Source organism: Sphingobium fuliginis (assembly GCF_015074805.1).
GTDB classification, from domain to species: domain Bacteria; phylum Pseudomonadota; class Alphaproteobacteria; order Sphingomonadales; family Sphingomonadaceae; genus Sphingobium; species Sphingobium fuliginis.
The window spans coordinates 2,070,872-2,090,944 of record NZ_CP060035.1 but is presented as its reverse complement, the minus strand read 5'-3'; the positions used below and the strand labels follow the sequence as shown (position 1 = coordinate 2,090,944).

17 protein-coding genes and 1 riboswitch are annotated in these 20,073 nt (G+C 67.0%); of the genes, 12 read left to right on the top strand and 5 right to left on the bottom strand.

The window, feature by feature from the left end; all coding sequences use genetic code 11:
- Positions 1-3 precede the first annotated feature (3 nt).
- The 11 genes from ftsA to H5V43_RS09970 all read left to right on the top strand — a co-directional run bounded on the left by ftsA (position 4) and on the right by H5V43_RS09970 (position 12,903).
- Positions 4-1,290, top strand: a complete 1,287-nt coding sequence (gene ftsA, locus H5V43_RS10020) for a cell division protein FtsA (protein ID WP_025550635.1) — start codon at positions 4-6, stop codon at positions 1,288-1,290.
- A gap of 110 nt (positions 1,291-1,400) precedes the next feature.
- Complete coding sequence (ftsZ, locus tag H5V43_RS10015; protein ID WP_025550637.1) at positions 1,401-2,870, top strand: cell division protein FtsZ; 1,470 nt, start codon at positions 1,401-1,403, stop codon at positions 2,868-2,870.
- A 123-nt stretch (positions 2,871-2,993) separates the two neighbouring features.
- Positions 2,994-4,814: an SPOR domain-containing protein gene (locus H5V43_RS10010; protein ID WP_373886263.1), complete on the top strand. Its 1,821-nt coding sequence runs from the start codon at positions 2,994-2,996 to the stop codon at positions 4,812-4,814.
- A 69-nt stretch (positions 4,815-4,883) separates the two neighbouring features.
- Positions 4,884-6,041, top strand: a complete 1,158-nt coding sequence (locus H5V43_RS10005) for a deoxyguanosinetriphosphate triphosphohydrolase (protein WP_025549577.1) — start codon at positions 4,884-4,886, stop codon at positions 6,039-6,041.
- A 68-nt stretch (positions 6,042-6,109) separates the two neighbouring features.
- The gene (locus H5V43_RS10000) at positions 6,110-6,400 is read left to right on the top strand and encodes a hypothetical protein (RefSeq protein WP_025549578.1); all 291 of its coding nucleotides are present in this window, start codon (positions 6,110-6,112) and stop codon (positions 6,398-6,400) included.
- A gap of 66 nt (positions 6,401-6,466) precedes the next feature.
- Positions 6,467-6,566, top strand: a riboswitch (glycine riboswitch).
- Between the two features lie 178 nt (positions 6,567-6,744).
- Positions 6,745-7,896: a glycine cleavage system aminomethyltransferase GcvT gene (gene gcvT / locus H5V43_RS09995; protein WP_099186120.1), complete on the top strand. Its 1,152-nt coding sequence runs from the start codon at positions 6,745-6,747 to the stop codon at positions 7,894-7,896.
- A 25-nt stretch (positions 7,897-7,921) separates the two neighbouring features.
- Positions 7,922-8,293: a glycine cleavage system protein GcvH gene (gcvH, locus tag H5V43_RS09990; RefSeq protein ID WP_013040940.1), complete on the top strand. Its 372-nt coding sequence runs from the start codon at positions 7,922-7,924 to the stop codon at positions 8,291-8,293.
- Between the two features lie 120 nt (positions 8,294-8,413).
- Positions 8,414-9,772: an aminomethyl-transferring glycine dehydrogenase subunit GcvPA gene (gene gcvPA / locus H5V43_RS09985; protein WP_025549580.1), complete on the top strand. Its 1,359-nt coding sequence runs from the start codon at positions 8,414-8,416 to the stop codon at positions 9,770-9,772.
- A complete protein-coding gene (gene gcvPB, locus H5V43_RS09980) occupies positions 9,769-11,340 on the top strand; it encodes an aminomethyl-transferring glycine dehydrogenase subunit GcvPB (RefSeq protein ID WP_025549581.1) in 1,572 nt (523 codons plus the stop codon). The genes gcvPA and gcvPB overlap by 4 nt, the downstream gene beginning before the upstream one ends.
- Positions 11,337-11,981, top strand: a complete 645-nt coding sequence (locus H5V43_RS09975; RefSeq protein WP_025549582.1) for a DUF938 domain-containing protein — start codon at positions 11,337-11,339, stop codon at positions 11,979-11,981. The genes gcvPB and H5V43_RS09975 overlap by 4 nt, the downstream gene beginning before the upstream one ends.
- A gap of 40 nt (positions 11,982-12,021) precedes the next feature.
- On the top strand, positions 12,022-12,903 hold the full coding sequence (locus tag H5V43_RS09970) for a hypothetical protein (protein ID WP_025549583.1): 882 nt from the start codon (positions 12,022-12,024) through the stop codon (positions 12,901-12,903).
- Here the strand turns inward: H5V43_RS09970 and H5V43_RS09965 are convergent.
- The 3 genes from H5V43_RS09965 to H5V43_RS09955 form a co-directional block, all read right to left on the bottom strand.
- Entirely contained in the window at positions 12,860-14,851 is a 1,992-nt protein-coding gene (locus H5V43_RS09965; protein ID WP_025549584.1) for an ATP-binding protein, read from the bottom strand. The two genes, H5V43_RS09970 and H5V43_RS09965, sit on opposite strands and share 44 nt — an antisense overlap.
- A gap of 122 nt (positions 14,852-14,973) precedes the next feature.
- Positions 14,974-16,197 (bottom strand): serine palmitoyltransferase, encoded by a 1,224-nt coding sequence (spt, locus tag H5V43_RS09960; protein ID WP_025549585.1) that lies wholly within the window; start codon positions 16,195-16,197, stop codon positions 14,974-14,976.
- A gap of 142 nt (positions 16,198-16,339) precedes the next feature.
- Positions 16,340-16,582, bottom strand: coding sequence for an acyl carrier protein (locus H5V43_RS09955; RefSeq protein WP_099186118.1), 243 nt, complete (start codon positions 16,580-16,582; stop codon positions 16,340-16,342).
- 113 nt (positions 16,583-16,695) lie between these two features.
- Here H5V43_RS09955 and H5V43_RS09950 point away from each other — a divergent pair, with 113 nt between their 5' ends.
- Positions 16,696-17,214: a Pycsar system effector family protein gene (locus tag H5V43_RS09950; protein WP_037482846.1), complete on the top strand. Its 519-nt coding sequence runs from the start codon at positions 16,696-16,698 to the stop codon at positions 17,212-17,214.
- Between the two features lie 33 nt (positions 17,215-17,247).
- Here H5V43_RS09950 and H5V43_RS09945 read toward each other — a convergent pair whose 3' ends face one another.
- The gene (locus H5V43_RS09945) at positions 17,248-17,526 is read right to left on the bottom strand and encodes an ETC complex I subunit (protein ID WP_025549586.1); all 279 of its coding nucleotides are present in this window, start codon (positions 17,524-17,526) and stop codon (positions 17,248-17,250) included.
- Between the two features lie 58 nt (positions 17,527-17,584).
- Complete coding sequence (hrpB, locus tag H5V43_RS09940; RefSeq protein WP_025549587.1) at positions 17,585-20,056, bottom strand: ATP-dependent helicase HrpB; 2,472 nt, start codon at positions 20,054-20,056, stop codon at positions 17,585-17,587.
- Between the last annotated feature and the right edge of the window lie 17 nt (positions 20,057-20,073).

Below are 20,073 nucleotides of genomic sequence, written 5' to 3'. Positions count from 1 at the left end.
CCCATGGCTCAACCCAAGGTCGAGAAGTTCGTCACCGCGATCGACATCGGATCGTGGAAGGTGTCCGCGCTGATTGCGGGGCGCACCGAAAATGGCGAACTGGCGATCCTGGGCACCGGCCAGCGCGAAAGCCGGGGGGTGCGGCGCGGCTTCATCGCGGACATGGAGCGGACCGAACTCGCCGTCCGGGAAACCGTGGAGCAGGCGGAACGCGTCGCGGGCACGAATATCGAGGATGTGTGGGTCAGCTTCTCCGGCGGCTCGCTGGTCAGCGATGTCGTCACGGTCGAGCGCGACATGGGCGGCTATCGCGTCGAACAGGCGGACATCGATGACCTTCTGACCACCGGCCAGCAGGGGATCGATCCGGACGGGCGCGTGGTTCTGCATGCCCAGCCGACCTGTTTCACCATCAACGGCCGCGTGCCGGTGAAGAAGCCGCTAGGCATGCATGCAGACCTGCTCGGCGTCGACATCCATGTCGTGCTGGCAGACGGGGCGCCGCTCGCCAATCTCGACCTCTGCGTGCGCGGCGCCTATCTCAACGTCAACTCCATCGTGGCTTCCCCCATTGCCACAGGCCTCGCGTGCCTGTCGGAAGAGGAGCGGGACCTGGGCGTGGCGTTGGTCGAACTGGGCGCCGGCGTCACCAATGTCTCGCTCTATGCGGGCGGCATGCTGGTCGGGCTGCACAGCATTCCGATCGGCGCGTCCGACATCACGGACGACATCGCCTCCGCCTTCGGCATCCGCCGCAGCCAGGCGGAGCGGATCAAATGCTTCTATGGGTCCGCCATGCAGAACCGCCGCGACTTCCGCGACATGATAGAGATCGCGGCGCCCCATGGCGACGTCGCCATTCCGGGGCAAAGCGCCGGCCCCAATGCCGATGGCGGCAAGATCACCCGCGCCGCTTTGGTGGCGGTGATCTGCGAACGGTTGAACCAGATCATGGTGGAGGTGAATGCGGCGCTCGCCGGCATGGGCTTCAACACGCCTACCGGACGGCAGGTCGTGCTGACTGGCGGCGGCGCGGAAATGAAGGGCATTGCCGACTATGCCCAGGGCGCGCTGGGCCGCGCGGTGCGGATCGGACGGCCGCGCGGCCTGGCCGCGATGCCGGAGGCGCATAGCGGCCCGGCCTTCGCGACGCTGGCCGGACTTGCGCTTTACGGCGCTTCGAACCCGGTTGATCTTAGAACGATAGCGCCCGCTCCCCAGACCGTTCATCGTATCGGCGCGCCAGCATGGTGGCAGAGAATGGTGAAGGCGATGAAGACGAACTATTGAAATAAACACAGGTCAGACGAATTTTACTGGTGAAATACGCCATCATCTGTTGCATTAACCTTCGATGACAGTTTCGCTCACGTCACCGAAGCTGGAGGGAGCTAGAATTTATGAGCATTGAAATCAGCCCGCCGCATGTGGACGAGTTGAAGCCACGCATCGCGGTGATCGGCGTCGGCGGCGCGGGCGGCAACGCCATCGCGAACATGATCGCCGCCTCCGTCGAGGGCGTGGATTTCATCGTCGCCAATACCGACGCGCAGGCGCTGAATGCCTCGCCCGCGGAACGGCGCATCCAGCTTGGCCCGCAGATCACCGAAGGGCTGGGCGCCGGCTCTCGCCCGGAAATCGGCAAGGCCGCCGCTGAAGAGACCATCGCCTCGGTCGAGCAGGCGCTGGACGGCGCGCATATGTGCTTCATCGCCGCCGGCATGGGCGGCGGCACCGGCACCGGCGCCGCGCCGGTCATTGCCAAGGCCGCCCGCGACCGCGGCATCCTGACCGTCGGCGTGGTGACCAAGCCCTTCACCTTCGAGGGCAATCGCCGCATGAAGTCGGCGGAGGCGGGCATCGAGGAACTGCAGAAGCATGTCGATACCCTCATCGTCATCCCGAACCAGAATCTGTTCCTGATCGCCAACCCGAACACCACCTTCAAGGAAGCCTTCCAGATGGCGGACGAGGTGCTGCAGCAGGGCGTGCGCGGCATCACCGACCTGATGGTCATGCCGGGCCTCATCAACCTCGACTTCGCGGACGTCCGTTCCGTGATGGGCGAAATGGGCAAGGCGATGATGGGCACCGGTGAAGCCGAAGGCGACGGCCGCGCTCTGCAGGCTGCTGAAAAGGCCATCGCCAATCCGCTGCTGGACGGCGTGTCGATGCGTGGCGCCAAGGGCGTGATCGTCTCCATCGTGGGCGGCGACGACATGCGCCTGATGGAAGTGGACGAGGCCGCCAACCACATCCGCGAACTGGTCGATCCCGATGCGAACATCATCTGGGGGTCGGCCTTCAACGACAATCTGAACGGCAAGATCCGCGTATCGGTGGTCGCCACCGGCATCGACAGCGATGCGGGAGCCAATGCCGCGCCGCTGACCCAGCCGTTCAGCTTCGCCAGCCGTCCAGCCGTCGCGGTGCCGACCGCCGCCGCGTCCAAGCCCGCGCCGCAGCCTGCGCCGGCTCCGGTCGCGGCTCCTGCGCCCGCGCCGGAAGCCGAGCCTGAAACGCTGGAACTCGACGTGCCCGCCGCGCCGGCCCCGGCTCCGCTGACCCCGCCTGCCGCAGCGCCAGCGGCGGCGAAGCCTGCGCCTTTCAGTCCGCAGCGTCCTGCCGCAGTGTTTTCGGATGAAGACCCTTCGCAGGACGAGTTGCTGCTGGGTGAGGATGCGGCTGAAGAAGCGCCGGCTCAGCCCGCTCCGGCGCCGCAGGCCGCGCCGCGCGTCGCCACCGGTGGCACGCTGTTCGAGCGGATGGCGGGCCTGACCCGCGGCGCCGACAAGGGCGCCGCCGCCAGCGATGAGGGCGCGCCGACGCCCGACATTCCGCGTTTCCTGAACCGCCAGAGCAACCAGTAATCGGCTGCGGGGTTCGCCCCGGGGCATACTGATAAGCGCGCCATCGGCTGCCATGGGCAACCGGGCGCGCTTTTTCTTTCGACATATTCCCTTGTCCCGCCTCCATCCGCTAAAGGGCTGTCTGTGAGACGTTATGACATATGGATTCTCCGCGGACTGCTTCTAGCGGGCACCGCGTTGGCGCAACCGGTTCTGGCGCAGCCCGCCCAGGTGCAGGCGATGCGTCCCTCCAGCGCGGAAAACCTCAACAATCATCTGGCGCGGCTGGCGTCCAATCCGCGTGACGTGACGGCGCTGATCGGCGCGGGCGAGGCTGCGCTGGACATGGACGACGCGCGGGCGGCGGCGGGTTTCTTTGCCCGGGCCGACACGCTGGCGCCGAACAACGGCAAGGTGAAGGCGGGCCTTGGCCGCGTCATGCTGAAGAACCAGAACCCCGCCGAAGCGCTGCGCCTGTTCGATCAGGCGACGCGGCTGGGCTTTCCCGAAGCGACCCTGTTGTCCGACCGGGGCCTTGCCAAGGATATGACCGGCGATCAGGCGGGGGCGCAGCGCGACTATCAGGCGGCGCTCCAGCGGACACCGGACGATGTCGAACTCACGCACCGCTATGCCGCCTCGCTTGGCATTTCCGGCCAGGTCGACGCGGCGGAACGAGTGCTGAAACCGCTGCTCTACAAGAGCGACCGGGCGGCCTGGCGCTACCGGGCGTTCATCCTGGCGATGAACAACCGACAGGCCGACGCCAGGAAGATCGCGGAGCAGACCATGCCGTCGCAGCTTGCCACGGCGATCCTGCCCTATATGCAGAAAATGCCCTATCTGACCGCTGCCCAGAAGGCGGCGGCGGTGCATTTCGGGCATTTCCCGGCCAATGTCGGTTCGACCGTCGCCGCCATCACGCCCACGCCGCCCGCTTTCGCGGCCGCCACGCCTGCCGCACCGCCGGCCAGCCAACCCGCCGCGGGGGCGCCGCCGCCGGCCCGATCCGCGCAGCAGGATCGTCGTTCGCGCCGTACCGAAACCGCCACGAGGCTTGCGCAGGCCGAAGCGCCGGCCCGTAACGTGCCAGCGCCAGGTCAGCCCGTTCCCACCTCCACCATTCCACAGACCCAGACCCAGACGCCGCCTCCGCCGCAGCGCGCGCCGCAAGCTGCCGCCTCCGCCGCCGCTCCCGCCACTTCCAATGTGCAGGGCCCGCCGGCGCCCGGCTTCGAATCCGTCCCGGCGCAAAGCCCGGCGCCCGCCAGCCCGCCGCCGAGCCAGCTCAACGCGATCACGCTGGCGCAGGCATCGGCGCCCCCCACGTCCAGCCCGCCACAGGGCGGGGTGGACGCGCCGTCGGCTCAGCCGGCCGCTCCGCCACCAACCGCAACGCCTGCGCCGCAGCAGCAGATCGATCCGGCCGTCACCCATTCGCTGGCGGACATCATCCACGCCATCGATGTGCCGGAATCCGAACGCCAGTCGAGCGTCGTCGCGGTCGACCTGTCGGAGGTCGCCCGGATTCAGGCCGCCCGCCGCGCGGAGCGGGAGGCATCCGCCGCCGCTGCCGCGGAAAAGGCGAAGAAGGCCGCCGCCGCCAAGGCGAAGGCCGAAGCGGATGCCAAGGCCAGGCAACTGGCCGAGGAAAAGAAGAAGGCGGCCGAGGAAAAGGCCCGCCTTGCCGCCAATCCCTCGCGCAACTGGCTTCAGGTCGGTACGGGTGCGAACAAGGGCGCACTGGCCTTCACCATGAAGGGATTGCGCAAGAAATATGACTCGCTCGAACCGCAGGACGCCTGGGTGGCGAGCTGGGGCCGCACCAATCGCCTGCTTGTCGGGCCGTTCAGCAGCTTCGCGCGGGCCAGGGCGCTGGAGGACAAGCTGAAGGCGGCGGGCGCGGACGTGTTCGCCTGGAAAAGCGATGCCGGGGAAGTGGTTGAGCGGCTTCCGGCGAAATAGGGCGATTTCCCATCGATCGGAACATCGAACGACTCGGCAATGGTCGAAAACGGCATTAAAGGGCGCGGCATGACGCTGCTTGCATCCTATGCCTCGCATCCCGGCCGGAGCCGGGGCCGCCTCCATGCCGAACCCGGCGGGGAGGTGCGGGGGCCCCGCGACATGTTCCAGCGGGACCGCGACCGCATCATCCACAGCATCGCCTTTCGCCGCCTGCGCCACAAGACGCAGGTGTTCGTGTCGCCCGACGGCGATCATTTCCGCGTCCGGCTGACCCACAGCCTGGAGGTGGCGCAGATCGGCCGCACGACGGCGCGGACACTGGGCCTCAACGAAGACCTTACCGAAGCGCTTTGCCTGGCGCACGACATCGGCCATCCGCCTTTCGGTCATGCAGGGGAGGATGCGCTGGAGGCGGCGCTCGACGCGCATGGCGGCTTCGACCATAATGCGCATACGCTGCGCACGCTGATGCTGCTGGAAAGTCCCTACCCGCTGTTCCGCGGCCTCAATCTGAGCTGGGAGATGCTGGAGGGGCTGGCCAAGCATAATGGCCCGGTCACGCGGCCCGGCTGGGCCATGCGGGAGGTGGATGCGCTGTTCCCGCTCGACCTTGCCAGCCATGCCTCGCTGGAGGCGCAGCTCGCGGCGATCGCGGACGACATCGCCTATGACAATCACGACATCGACGACGGGCTGCGCGCGGGCCTGCTGACGCTGGACCAGCTTTTGGGCGTGCCGCTGGTGAAAGGCTGCTGGGACCGGGTTCGCGCGCGCTATCCCGATGTGCCGGAGGATCGCCTGCTGCGCGAACTGGTGCGGGAACAGATCGGCGTGATGGCGAACGACCTGATCGCCGCCACCCGCGCCAACATCCTTGCGGCGGGCGTGGAGACAGCCGACGACGTTCGCCGGGCCGGACGCCCGCTGGTCGGCTTCTCGCCCGAACTCGCCGCGCAGGAGCGCGATCTCAAGCGGTTCATGTATGCGACGCTCTATCACCACCCATCGCAACTGGCGGCCGCCGACCGGGCGCGCGTGATCGTGACCGATCTGTTTCGCGCCTATCAGGCGGACCCGAAACTGATGCCGCAGGAGTGGCGCGACGATTGCGCGACGCTGGAACCCAGGCGCAGCCGCCATATAGCGGACTTCATCGCGGGCATGACCGACCGCTATGCCGAAAAGCGGCATGCCGAGATTTTCGGTGAACTGGCGCTGGCCTGAGCCATTGTCCGGAGATTCGCGACGGTCCGGCATTCCCTTTGCCCTGAAACCGCTCTACGCATCGGGTCATGGCCCTTCATCCGCAGATCGCCGCGCTCGCGGCCCAGCTTGAGGATCTTGCCGACCTGCTGCGCGCGCAGGGCGACCGGCTCTGGTCGGGGCGGATCGACCTGGTGCGACATCTGGTCGCGGACTCCAATTTCGCCGGCGTCGAACGCTTTCTGCGCCTGTTCGAAGGGGAGGAGGGGCTTGGCGCCCTGGTCCTGAACGACGCATCGGCCAACCGGCGGCTGATCGAACGGCGGCAGGCCGCGCGCATATTGGCCGAACGGCTGGCAAAAGAGGAAGGCGCCGATTGAGCGATTGACGGCGCGGCGCGTTTCACGCAATGCGGAACTGTCGCCGGTGCCGTGGATTCGGTCATCGGACTTGATGCGGGAGAGCATGGGAAGCCTTTCAGGCCACCCCGTCGCCGAAGGAGCAACCGCCCCGGAATCTCTCAGGCCAAAGGACCGCATCATGGGCAGGCACTCTGGAAAGCGGACGGTTCGCGCCGTCCCACCGAAGGGGTAAGCCATCTGGTCGCCTGACTGGTGGTCAAAGCTCTCAGGTTCCGTGACAGAGGGGGTGGCAAACGCGATGAGTCCGACTCCGGACGGGCGCGTCTGTCGCCAATGACCCTCGCACGGAAAGGCCGCCCCTCATGTCCGGCAATGACGACATCGCCCATCTCGAAGAAGAATTGCCGTTGCAGGACCTGCCGCTGGATGGCTGGCACCGCGCCAGGGGCGCGCGCATGGTCGGCTTCGCGGGCTATCACATGCCGATCCAATATGAAGGCATCATGGCCGAACATGCCTGGACCCGCGAACATGCCGGGCTGTTCGACGTCAGCCATATGGGCCAGATCGGCTTTTCCGGCGAAGGCGTGGACGACGCGCTGGAAATCCTGTTGCCGAGCGACATCAAGGGGCTGAAGCCCTTTCGCCAGCGCTATTCGATGCTGCTCGATGAAGAAGGCGGCATATTGGACGACCTGATGGTCTCCCGCCTGGGGGACGGCGCCTTCGACGGCGCGGACATCTATATGGTGGTCAACGGCGCGACCAAATATGACGACATCGGCTGGATGATCGAGCATCTGCCCGATGAAGTGGTGATGAATCACATGGACGATCAGGCCCTGCTCGCCTTGCAGGGGCCGGAAGCGGGGGAGGCGATGGCCGCGCTGGTCCCGGAAACCGCGGATCTGATCTTCATGCAGTCCGGCCTCTTCACCTGGCGCGGCGTTCCGCTGTGGATCAGCCGGTCGGGCTATACCGGCGAGGATGGCTTCGAGATCAGCGTGCCCGCCGCGGATGTGACGCTGCTGGCCGATGCGCTCTGCGCGTTGCCGCAGGTGAAGCCGATCGGCCTTGGGGCACGCGATTCCCTGCGCCTGGAGGCCGGGCTGCCGCTTTACGGACATGACCTGACGCCTGCCGTCAGCACCATCGGCGCCGATCTGGGCTTCGCCATCCAGAAGCGCAGGCGGGAAGAAGGCGGCTTCATCGGCCATGCGCGGGTGATGAAGGAATTGGCGGACGGACCGGGTTCGAAGCGCGTGGGCCTGAGGATCGAGGGCCGCCTGCCGGCGCGGGAGGGCGCGACGATCCATGCCGGCGGCGCGCAGGTGGGCGAGGTCACGTCCGGCGGCTTCGCGCCCACGGTGGGCGCGCCGATCGCGATGGGCTGGGTCAGCCTGCCCCACAGCGCGATCGGCACGGCGCTCGAAATCGAAGTGCGCGGCAAGCGCATCGCGGCGGAGGTTGCGCCGATGCCGTTCGTTCCGCACCGTTATCGCCGCAAAGCCTGAGTCCTTTTCGGAAGGGGATTGATTTATGAGCCGTTATTTCACCGACGAACATGAATGGATCGATGTCGAGGGCGAGATCGCCACGGTCGGCATCACCGATTATGCGCAGGAGCAGTTGGGCGACATCGTCTTCGTCGAATTGCCTGCGGAGGGCACGACCTTCGAAAAGGGCGACGACGCGGCCGTGGTGGAGTCGGTCAAGGCCGCCTCGGACGTCTATGCGCCGATTTCCGGCGAGGTCGTGGAAACCAACAGCGCGCTGGAAGACGAGCCTGCGCTGGTGAACAGCGATGCTGAGGAGGATGGCTGGTTCTTCAAGCTGCGCGTCACGGATGCCAGCGAACTGGAAGGCCTGATGAACGAAGCCGCCTATAAGAAGTTCGTCGCGAGCCTTTGAGAAGCCAATAGCCCCTCCCTTTCGGGGGAGGGGTTGGGGACCGCCCCAGGCGCCGCGTCTGGTGGATAGTCCTCACCCCCGGCCCTTCCCCTGAAGGGGAGGGGAGAGGAGATATGTAAAATGCGCTACCTACCCCTTACCGACACCGACCGGCAGGACATGCTGTCCGTCATCGGGGCGTCCTCCATTGACGACCTGTTCGTGGACGTCCCTGCCGAGGCCCGCCTTTCGGACAAGATCGCCGGCCTGCCCGACCATGCCAGCGAACTGGCGGTCGAGCGCCACATGGCGGCCCTTGCGCGGAAGAATCTGTCGGCGGGGGAAGCGCCCTTCTTCCTGGGTGCGGGCGCGTACAGGCATCATGTCCCCGCCAGCGTCGATCATCTGATCCAGCGCGGCGAGTTCCTGACGGCCTACACCCCCTATCAGCCGGAAATTGCGCAGGGCACCTTGCAGGTGCTGTTCGAATTCCAGACGCAGGTGGCGCGCCTGCTGGGCTGCGACGTCGCCAACGCCTCCATGTATGACGGGTCGACCGCCTGCTGGGAAGCGATCGGCATGGCCCGCCGCATCACCAAGCGCGGCAAGGCGATCCTGTCCTCCGGCCTGCACCCCCATTATGTCTCGGTCGCCAACACCATGGCGAAATTCACCGGCGACGCGCTCGTGCATCAGGCGCCGACGCTGGACGCCGCCACCGACATCGACGCGCTGATCGCCGGGATCGACAAGGATACAAGCTGCGTCGTCGTCCAATATCCCGACATTCTCGGCCGCATCGCCGACCTGACGCCGCTGGCCGATGCCGCCCATGCGGCGGGCGCGCTGCTGGTCGCGGTGGTGACGGAACCCGTCGCGCTCGGAGCGATCAGGGCGCCGGGCCATATGGACGCGGACATCGTCGTGGGCGAAGGGCAGTCCATCGGCGTCGGCCTGCAATTTGGCGGGCCTTATCTGGGCCTGTTCGCGTGCAAGCAGAAATATGTCCGCCAGATGCCGGGCCGCCTTTGCGGCGAGACGGTGGACGCGGCGGGCAAGCGCGGCTTCGTGCTGACGCTTTCCACGCGCGAGCAGCATATCCGCCGTGAAAAGGCGACGTCGAACATCTGCACCAATTCCGGCCTCTGCGCGCTGGCGTTCAGCATCCATATGACGCTGCTGGGCGAAAGGGGATTGCGGGAACTGGCGGCGCTCAACCATGGGCTGGCCGTTCAGGCGGCCGACCGGCTGGCCCAGGTGCCCGGCGTCACGCTGCTCAACGACAGTTTCTTCAACGAATTCACCCTGATCCTGTCGAAGGACGCCCGCGAAGTCGTCCGCAACCTGGCGGACAAGGGCGTGCTGGGCGGCGTCTCGCTCGGTCGCCTGTTCCCGGACGCGCCGGCAATCGGCAACGGACTGGTCGTTGCCGTCACCGAAACCGTGACGGTGGAGGACATCGAAATCTTTGCGAAGGCGCTGGAGGAGGAACTGGCATGACCATGCTCAAGGAAGGCCGGCCGACCACGCCGCAGGCTCTGACTAAAGCCGACAGCGCGCCCGCGACCGCCACGGGCAACCGTGCGCTGATGCTGGAGGAAGCGCTGATCTTCGAAATCGGTTCGACCGAGACAACTGGCGTCGACTTTGCCGAAGCGCCGGAGGTCGCCAGCCGTCTCGGCGATCTGGCCCGCACTGACAGCATTGGCCTGCCCGGCCTGTCGGAGCAGGAAACGGTGCGCCATTACACCCGTCTCAGCCGCCAGAACTACGCCATCGACCTTGGCCTGTTCCCGCTCGGCTCCTGCACGATGAAGCATAACCCGCGCCTGAACGAGAAGGTGGCGCGGATGCCCGGTTTCGCGGACCTTCACCCGCTTGCACCCCAATCGACGGTGCAGGGCGCGCTGGCGGTGATCCATGAACTGGCCGCCTGGCTGGTGACTCTGACCGGCATGCATTCCGTCGCAATGAGCCCCAAGGCGGGCGCGCATGGCGAATTATGCGGCCTGCTTGCGATCCGCGCGGCGCTGGAAGCGCGGGGCGATGCGCGCAGCGTCATCCTGGTGCCGGAAAGCGCTCATGGCACCAACCCTGCGACCGCCGCCTTCTGCGGCTATAAGGTCGAGGATATTCCGGCGACACCGGACGGCCGGGTCGATCTGGAAGCGCTCAAGGCCCGCCTCGGCCCCGACGTCGCGGCGGTGATGATCACCAATCCCAATACCTGCGGCCTGTTCGAGCGGGACATGAAGACGATCTCCGACGCGGTGCATGCCGCCGGGGCCTTCGTCTATTGCGACGGCGCGAACTTCAACGCCATCGTCGGGCGGGTCCGCCCCGGCGATCTGGGCGTCGACGCGATGCACATCAACCTGCACAAGACCTTCTCCACGCCGCATGGCGGCGGCGGTCCCGGCTCCGGCCCGGTGGTGCTGTCCGAAGCGCTCGCCCCTTTCGCGCCGCTGCCCTTCGTCGAAAAGCAGGGCGACAAATTCGTGCTGGTCGAGGAAGAGACGGCGGAAGACCATCACGGCCAGACCTTTGGCCGCATGGTCGCCTTCCATGGCCAGATGGGCATGTTCACCCGCGCCCTGACCTACATCCTCAGCCATGGCGCGGACGGCCTGCGGCAGGTCGCGAGCGATGCGGTGCTGAACGCCAACTATATCCTTCGCAGCCTGGACGATGTGCTGGACGCGCCCTTCGGCGACAGCGGCCCCTGCATGCATGAGGCGCTGTTCAGCGACAAGGGGCTGGCCGAAGGCTTCACCACGCTCGACATCGCGAAGGGGCTGATCGACGAGGGCTTCCACCCCATGACCATGTATTTCCCGCTGGTGGTGCATGGCGCGATGCTGGTCGAACCTACGGAGACGGAGAGCAAGGCCGCGCTCGACCAGTTCATCCTGGCGCTGCGCAGCCTGGCCGAACGCGCCAAGGCAGGTGACGAGGCGCTGAAAGGCGCGCCCTATTTCGCCCCGCGCCGCCGCCTGGACGAAACGCTGGCTGCGCGCAAGCCGGTCCTCACATGGACCGAGCCGGCGCTGGCGGAAGCGGCCGAATGACGGACGGGCCGGAGCCGTGGGAACCCGGTTCCGGCCTGGCCGCCGCGGGCAAGCGCCACGCCCCCGCGACGGAGCGCAATCGCGACGCCATATTGGCGGTGCTTCGGGAGGAACTGCCATCCTCCGGCCTGGTGCTGGAAGTGGCGAGCGGCAGCGGCGAGCATGCGATGTACTTCGCCGCCGCCCTGCCCGCGCTCGATTGGCAACCGAGCGATTCCGATCCGGCTGCGCTGGCATCCATAGAAGCGTGGCGGCAGGAAGCGGGGCTCCCCAATGTGCGTCGGCCACTCAGGCTCGATGCCAGCGCCGGCTGGCCGGTGGAAAGGACGGACGCGATCCTGTGCATCAACATGGTGCACATCAGCCCCTGGGAAGCGACGCTCGGTTTGATGAAGGCGGCGGGGGCCGCGCTGCCGCCGGGTGGCCTGCTCTATCTCTATGGGCCCTATCTGCGGGAGGATGTCGAAACCGCGCCAGGCAATCTTGCCTTCGACGCATCCCTTCGGGCGCGCGATCCCGAGTGGGGCCTGCGTCGGGTCGAGGATGTCATTGCGATTGCGGAGGGCGAGGGGCTGGCATTTCAGCGACTGGTCGAAATGCCCGCGAACAATCTGTCCTTGATATTCCGGCGGCGGGATTGAAAGACTGCCGCGCTCCTGCGAAGGGGGAGCCCAAGGACCGATGCCCCACACTCTCCTCTCCCTCGTCACCGCCGAACTGGCCGCGCCCGCCGATCCGCGCGCGGCGGCGATGGCGGGCGCGTTGGCGGCCCAATATCCCGACGCTTCGCGGGCGGTGCTCTTCTACGGCTCCTGCCTGCGGGAGGAGAATCTCGACGGCTTGATGCTGGATTTCTACCTGATCGTATCGGACTATCGCACAGCTTATGGAAAGCGCTGGCTCGCGACCGCCAACCGGCTGATCCCGCCCAATGTCTTTCCCTTCGAACATAACGGCCTGATCGCCAAATATGCGGTGCTTTCAGAGGCCGACTTCGCGCGCCTCAACAGCCCTGCCGCCGACAATGTGTCGGTCTGGGCGCGCTTTGCCCAGCCTGCGCGGCTGCTCTGGGCGGCGGACGACCTTGCCCGCCAGCGCGCCATCGCCGCCGTTGCCGGCGCCGCCCCGACGCTGCTTTCGCTCGCTCGCCCGATGGTGCGGGAGCAGGACGCGCTGTCGCTGTGGAAGACCGGCTTCACCCTGACCTATGGCGCGGAACTGCGGGCCGAGCGCAAGGGCCGCTCCCTTTCCATCGTCGATGCCGATCCGGATCGTTACCGGCGCTTCGGGGAAGCCGCGCTGGCCCAGGGCCTGCCCCCGTCGCCGGAGCCGGATCAGGCGGCCGCCCTCTGGCGGCGGCTGCAAAGGCGCGGCAAATGGCTGTCGATCGTCCGCCTCGCCAAGGCGAGCTTCACCTATGCCGGCGGCATCGATTATCTGGCTTGGAAGATCAACCGCCACGCCGGCACCGCTATCCAGATCAAGCCCTGGCAGCGCCGCTGGCCGCTGATCGGCGCGCTTACTCTGCTGCCGCGGCTGTTCCGGGGTGGTGCGATCCGCTGAGCGCATTCGACAGCGCCTGTGCCAGCCCTGTCAGCGTATAGGGTTTGCGCAACACCTCATGACCCCCGAAATCGGCGCTTTCAGCGGTATCGCCGGCATAGCCCGTGACGAACAGCACCGGCAGATGCGCATAGATGGGGGGCAGGGTGCGGATCATCTCCGGCCCGGTCATGTCGGGCATCAGCACGTCGCTGACGATCAGGCCGATGTCCCGATGGCTGGTGAGCAGCTTCGCCGCCTTCGACGGATGATCGCAGGCGACCGGCAGGTGGCCCAGTTCCGAGAGCGCCGCCATCGTCTGGTTGAGGACGCGCGGATCGTCTTCCACCACCAGGATGCGCATCGGCGGGTGGAGAACGGGTTCCCGGTCCGGCGCAGACGCATCCATCGCGTCTTCGCCTTCCGCACCGATATGACGGGGCAGATAGAGGTGGACGCTCGTGCCCTTGCCGGGTTCGGATTCGATGCGGATCTCTCCCTCGCTCTGGTGCACGAAGCCGAAAATCTGGCTGAGGCCAAGCCCCGTGCCCTTGCCGACCGGCTTGGTGGTGAAGAAGGGTTCGAACACGCGGGAGAGGATGTCGGGCGTCATGCCGCAGCCGTCGTCGCTGACGCTGAGCGTCACATATTCCCCGCCGGCGCATTCCCCGATCTCATGCTGCGCGAGTTCGGCCTGCCCTGTCCTGATGATCAGCCGACCCCGCCCGTCCATCGCATCGCGGGCGTTGACGCACAGGTTCAATATCGCATTTTCCATCTGATGCTGGTCGACGAAGATCCGCCAGCCCTTCGCCTCATTTTCGAAGGCCATGGTGATCTGGTCCCCGATGGACCGGTCGATCAGGTCGGACAGGCCGGCCACCAGCGCATCGGGATCGACCGGGCTGGGCAGCAGCGGTTCCGACCGGGCGAAGGCCAGCAGGCGGCGGGTCAGCGCGGCGGCGCGATTGGCGCCCTCCATCGCATTGTCGAGATGGCGGTTCGCCTCCTGCGGTTTCAGCCGCAGCTTGCGCTTGGCGAGTTCCAGACCGCCGACCACCACCGCCAGCATGTTGTTGAAGTCGTGGGCGATGCCGCCGGTCAACTGGCCAACGGCGTCCATCTTCTGCATCTGGCGCAGATTTTCCTCGGCGGCGGCGCGTTCGGCGGTCTCCTTCTTGAGCCGTTCATAGGCGTCCGACAATTCGGCGGTGCGGGTGGCGACGGCCTCCTCCAGCCGGTCGGCGCGCTCCGCCTCGTCATCCGCCTGCCTGCGGGCATTGCGCCGCTCGCTATAGGCGGCATTGGCGAACCAGAGCGCGAACAGCACGCAGACGAGCAGCACCAGCCCGAAAAGCTGCGATGTCTTGCCGAACCAGGCGTTGCGATCCCCGGCCAGCGACACGGCCTGGCTGCGCTCCTGCAAGCGGGCATTCTCCGCCTGGATGACGCGGTCCAGCAGCGCCGTGATGCGCATCAGGTCGCGGGACCTGCCCGCCTGATGGAATTGCGCGAGCGCCGCCATCTTCTGGTCGTAGGTGGTACGCAGGCCGATCTCGCTCAGCGTCTTGCCGCGCTGGTCGAACGCCGCCTGCAACGCCATGACGTTGCCGCGCTGCCAGTCGGAATGGCGGGTGGTGTAGTTCAGCGTCTTGAGCTGGCTTGCGGCGGTGCGCCACTGGTCCTGGAACAGGCGGCCGGTATCGGGGTCAAGGCTGATGACATAGCGGGCCAGCGTCACTTCGGCGCGGGCGGTCTTCGCCTCGAACGCGCGGGCGAGGGCGATGATCTCGAAACTGCGGCGCTGTTCCTTCAGCGCGCGCTCATGGTCGCGGGCCGCATGGCTGGCGCTGTAGAGCAGCGTGCCGAGAGAACCCACCAGCAGGACGACGAGCACCAGCGGCAGGAAGCGTGCAACGAACGCTCGCCACCCTGTCGCATGTTCATCCATGAAAAACCCGTCCGCCATCGACAGTTACACTAGATGAACAATATTAATGGAGAAATGCCGCAGGTGAAAGGTTCCGATTTCGCCGCAAATTCCGTCGCGTTAAATGCCCGTCCGGTCGCGGCGGCGACGGGAAGGCGCGATCAGCCGATCGCCCCCGTCGCCTTGCCCGCGGCCTCGAACATCGCGATGATCTGGCCGACCTGTTCATCGCTATGTTCCGCGCAAAGCGAGCAGCGCAGCAGGAAGGTTCCCGCGGGAGTTGCCGGGGGGCGCGCCATGTTGACGTAGAGCCCCAGTTCCAGCAGCGCCTGCCACATGGCGACCGCCTGCGTCTGGTCGGTCAGGATGACGGCGATGATCGCGGATTGCGGCGTTTCCGTGCCCAGCCTGAAGCCGAGGTCGGTCAGGCCCTTGTGCAGCCGCTGGCTGTTCTTCCACAGATGGGCGCGCTTCTCGCCGGCATGCATCAGTTTGCGGATCGACGTCGCGGCGGTGGCGACGACGCTGGGCGGCAGGGACGCGGTGAAGACATAGGGACGGCAGACGAGGCGCAGCACCTCGAACTTCGGATGGTTGGAGACGCAGAAGCCGCCCACCGTGCCGACCGACTTGGAGAAGGTGCCGACGACGAAGTCCACATCCTTCTCGACGCCCTGCTCTTCATAGACGCCGCGGCCGTTGGGGCCGAAAAAGCCCATGCCGTGGGCCTCGTCGACCAGGATCATGCAATTGGGATGCTTGCGGACCGCCGCCACCATGTCCGGCAGGGGGGCGACGTCGCCCAGCATCGAATAGACGCCCTCCAGCACCACCAGCTTCAGCGCGTCGGCGGGCAGGCGGCCCAGGCGCTTGTCCAGATCCTCCACGCTGTTGTGGCGGAAGCGGACGATCTCCGCATCGCCCAGGAAGCAGCCGTCGTAGATGGAGGCGTGGCTGTCGGCGTCCAGAACGACATAGTCGCCCTTGCCCGCGAGGGTGGAGATCATGCCGAGATTGGCCTGATAGCCGGTCGAGAAGACCATCGCGCCGCTGGTGCCGTAGAAGTCCCTGAGCGCTTCCTCGACTTGCCTGTGACCCTGATAGGTGCCGTTCAGCACGCGGCTGCCGGTGGTGCCAGCGCCGAAATCGTCCAGCGCCTTCTTGCCCGCGGCGACCACGTCCGGGTCGAAGGTCATGCCCATATAGTTATAGGTGCCGAGCAGGATCGTGTCCTTGCCCTTGATCACCGCCTGGGTCGGGGACTTCACCTCGTCCATCACGATGGCGAAGGGATCGCGCACGCCGGTCGCCAGCAGCGCCTCGCGCTCTGCGATCAGGGCATCGAATTTGGAGAAGAGGTCGCGGGCTTGCGTGGCGTCGGTCATTGTCTCAATCGTCCCAAAACCGTTCGGGCTGAGCGAAGTCGAAGCTTCTTGCCGAGCGGAGCCGCGGCTCCATGCTTCGCCCTGGCTCAGCAAAGGGCTTCGACTTCGCTCAGCCCGAACGGCGGTTAAAGTCTCAGGCGGATCAGCCCTTCAGCTTCGCCACGGCGTCCACGAGCTGGCCGATGGTCTCGATCTCAGCCTGCATGTTCATGGTGATGATGATGTCGAACTCATCCTCGATCGCGGCGACGAAATCCATCACCGTCAGGCTGTCCCATTCCAGATCGCCGGCGAAGGTGGTGGCTTCGGTCAGTTCGATGCCCTTTTTGTTGAAAGGCGCGATCTGGCTCAAAACGCTGTCGAAAATTGGCTGGCGATCCGTCATTATCCGTGGTGCTTTCCGTGAAAGAGCGGCTTTTGCCCTTAAGCGTCGCTCTTTGGCAAGGGAATAAGGCGGCAATCGGGCATGACTGTCGCGAAAAAAGGGGAAGGGGGACTATGGCCGATGGGGCGAATGCGCCGGTGCCCAATGCGATCCACCTGCTGCGCACGGCGGTGCAGACCAATATGCAACTCAGCCAGATGGCCGACCAGAAGGCGAACATGCTGATCGGCGCGTCGATGGTGATCTTCACGCTTTGCGTCGCGCAGTTGCGCTCGGGCGCGCTGGTCTGGCCGGTGGCGGTGCTGGCGGTGGGCGTGTTCCTGGCCGCGACCTGCGCGATCCTGGCGGTGCTGCCGAGCGTGAGCCAGCCACGCGGCGGCGTGGGAGACGGGGATAATCTCTTGTTCTTCGGCGTCTTCACCAGTCTCGGCGAAGTGGAGTTCAGCGATCGGATGATGCGGCTTGTCGCGGATGACGACGCGCTGTGCCGGGCGATGCTGCGCGACATGTACCAGAACGGGCAGGTGCTCCAGCGGCGGAAATATCGCTGGCTGGGCTATGCCTACCGGCTGTTTCTGGCAGGCGTGGTGGCGAGTTTCGCGGCGTTGATGGCGGATCTGGCGCTCAGGTGACGCTGAAGGCGCAGGCCTGTCCTGCCGGGCGGCTTAGCGGAAATTGTCCGCGTAAGCCTGAATCTTCAGCGTCTTCGGCGCGGTCGGAATGACCGTATAGGGAATCCCCTCCCGCTCCGCATAGGCGCGGGCGGCTTCCTCGGAGGAGAAGGTCAGCCTGATCTGCTGCTTCGTGTCGCCGGAACCCGCCCAGCCGGTCAGGGGATCGGGCTTCTTCGCTTCGGCCGCCACATATTCCAGCACCCATTTGCGGGTCAGCGCCTTGCCGGACTGCAGGGCGTTCTTCTGGATCTGATAGATGCGCGCGCTCATCGCGATAGAGACTCCTGAGGGAAGATCGGGTTGCGTTGCACCAGCGACTGGATCGAAGTCAAGGCTTCCCCTTGGCGTCGGCGCGTTTCGTGCGCAGCGTGGCGCCGGCGGCTGCCGGGTCGTCCGGCCAGGGATGTTTGGGATAGCGGCCGCGCATCTCCTTCGCCACGGCGCTCCAACTGCCCTTCCAGAAGCCCGGCAGGTCGCGCGTCGTCTGGATCGGCCGGCCGGCGGGCGAGGTGAGGGAGAGGACCAGCGGAATGCGCCCGCTGCCGACCACCGGATGCTCGTTGAGGCCGAACAGGGCCTGGACGCGCAGTTCGACGCGGGGGCCGCCCTCCGCCGCATAGTCGATCTCATGGCCGCTGCCGGCGGGGGAACGGAATTCGGGCGGGGCCAGCCGGTCGACCTGCTGCTTCCCGTCCCAGCCGATCAGCCCTTCCAGCACGCCAGAAAGCTGCGAGCGGTCGATGTCGGAAAGGCGGCGCCTGCCCTGCAGCAGCGGGGGCAGCCATTCGTCCAACGTTTCCATCAGCGCGCTATCTGACAGCGCCTCCACCCCGGCAAAGGCAGCGCGCATCCTGAGCGACCGCGCGGCGTCGGACCAGGGAAGCAGGTCCAGCCCGCCCTGCCGCACGCCGTCGGTCAGGGCGGCGACCACGGCGGTCGGATCGGGCCGGTCGTCGGAACCGGAAGAGAGCCGCACCGCGCCCAACCGCCTTTCGCGCAGCGCCTCTATCCCGCCATTGGCGGCCCGGAAGCGCACGGTGCGATGTTCCGCGACGCGAGCGCTGAACAGGGCGATCACCTCCGCCTCGCCGACCGGTGCGGCGGAAAGGATGCGGGCGCCCGCGGCGCTGCCCTGCACTTCGCCCACCGCCAGCCATTCCTCCCGCGCCAGGGGGCTGAGCGGGTCGAGCCGGAAGCCGCGTCCCCCGACGCTTGCCCAATCGGCTCCGTCCGCAGAGCGGCGCCTTGCGACTCGGTCCGGGAAAGCGAGGGCAAGGCAGAGGCCGGTTTCATGGCCTCCCGCCGCACTGACAGGGATTGCGCCGGATGAATCCGTAGGGGCCAGCTTCGCCCATCGCTTCGCCATCGCCCGCGCCGCATCGGCGCGCTTGCCGCTTTCCCGCCGCCAGCGCATCCGCCGCTGCGACAGGTCCGTGTCCTGTCCGCCGATTCCCCGCTCGCCCAGCAGCACGGCAACCTCCGCCGCGATCTCCGCCAGACCCATTCCGCCTGCCCGCACCAGCATATGGCCGATGCGCGGCTCCAGCGGCAGGGTGGCGAGCGTCTTGCCATGGGCGGTGATGCGTCCACCCTCGTCCAGCGCCTCCAGCACCGTCAGCCGCTTGCGCGCCTCCGCCACGGCGGCAGCGGGCGGCGGGTCCAGCCAACGCAGCTCGCCCGGATCGCTCACCCCCCAAAGCGCGCAGTCCAGCATCAGGCTCGACAGGTCGCTCTCCAATATTTCCGGCGGGTCGAAGGGCGGCATCCCGGCCGTCGCAGCCGCTTCCCATAGCCGATAGGCGACACCCGGCCGCTGCCGCGCGGCCCGCCCCGCCCGCTGGGTCGCCGCCGCCTGGCTCGCCCGCTCCGTCACCAGCCGCGTCACCCCCGCCGCCCGGTCGTAGCGTGGCCGCCGCGCCAGCCCGCTGTCGACCACGATCCGCACGCCGTCGATGGTCAGGCTGGTCTCCGCAATGGAGGTGGCGAGGATGACTTTCCGCCGTCCCTCCCGCGAGGGGCGGATCGCCGCGCGCTGCGCCGCCGGATCGAGCGACCCGTGGAGTTTGTGAACCTCCGCCCCGGCGTCCTCCAGCCGTTCCGCCGTCCGTTCGATTTCCGCCACGCCGGGCAGGAAGGCGAGCAGGTCGCCTTCCGCCTCTTCGTTGAGCGCCCGGCGGATGGTGGCCGCCATTGCATCCTCTATCCGCTTTTCGGCAGCGCGTCCGACATGGCGCAGTTCCAGCGGCTGGATGCGGCCTTCGCTCTCCACCACCGGCGCGTCCTTCCCGCCATGGGCGAGCAGCGCGGCAAAACGCGCTCCGTCCAGGGTCGCGGACATCGGCACGATCCGCAGGTCCGGCCGCAGCGCGCCCTGGGCGTCCAGCGCCAGCGCCAGTCCGAAATCGCTGTCCAGGCTGCGCTCATGCACTTCGTCGAAGAGGACCGCGGAAACGCCCGAAAGCTCCGGATCGTCCTGGATCCGCCGCACGAAAATGCCTTCGGTCAGGACCAGCAGGCGGGTCCGGGCCGACATCCGCGAATCCATCCGCGTCGCATAGCCCACCGTGCCGCCGGGCTGTTCGCCCATCAGTTCGGCAATCCGTTCCGCCGCTGCGCGGGCCGCAAGCCGGCGAGGGGAGAGCAGCAGCACCTGCCCGGTGCACCAGGGTTCGTTCAGCAGCGCCGGGGCCACTGCCGTCGTCTTGCCCGCGCCCGGCGGCGCCACCAGCACGGCGTTGCTGCCTTCGCGCAGGGCGGCAAGCAGGTCGGGCAGCACGGCATCGATGGGCAGGGCAGTCATGGCTGTCCCTCTCGCGC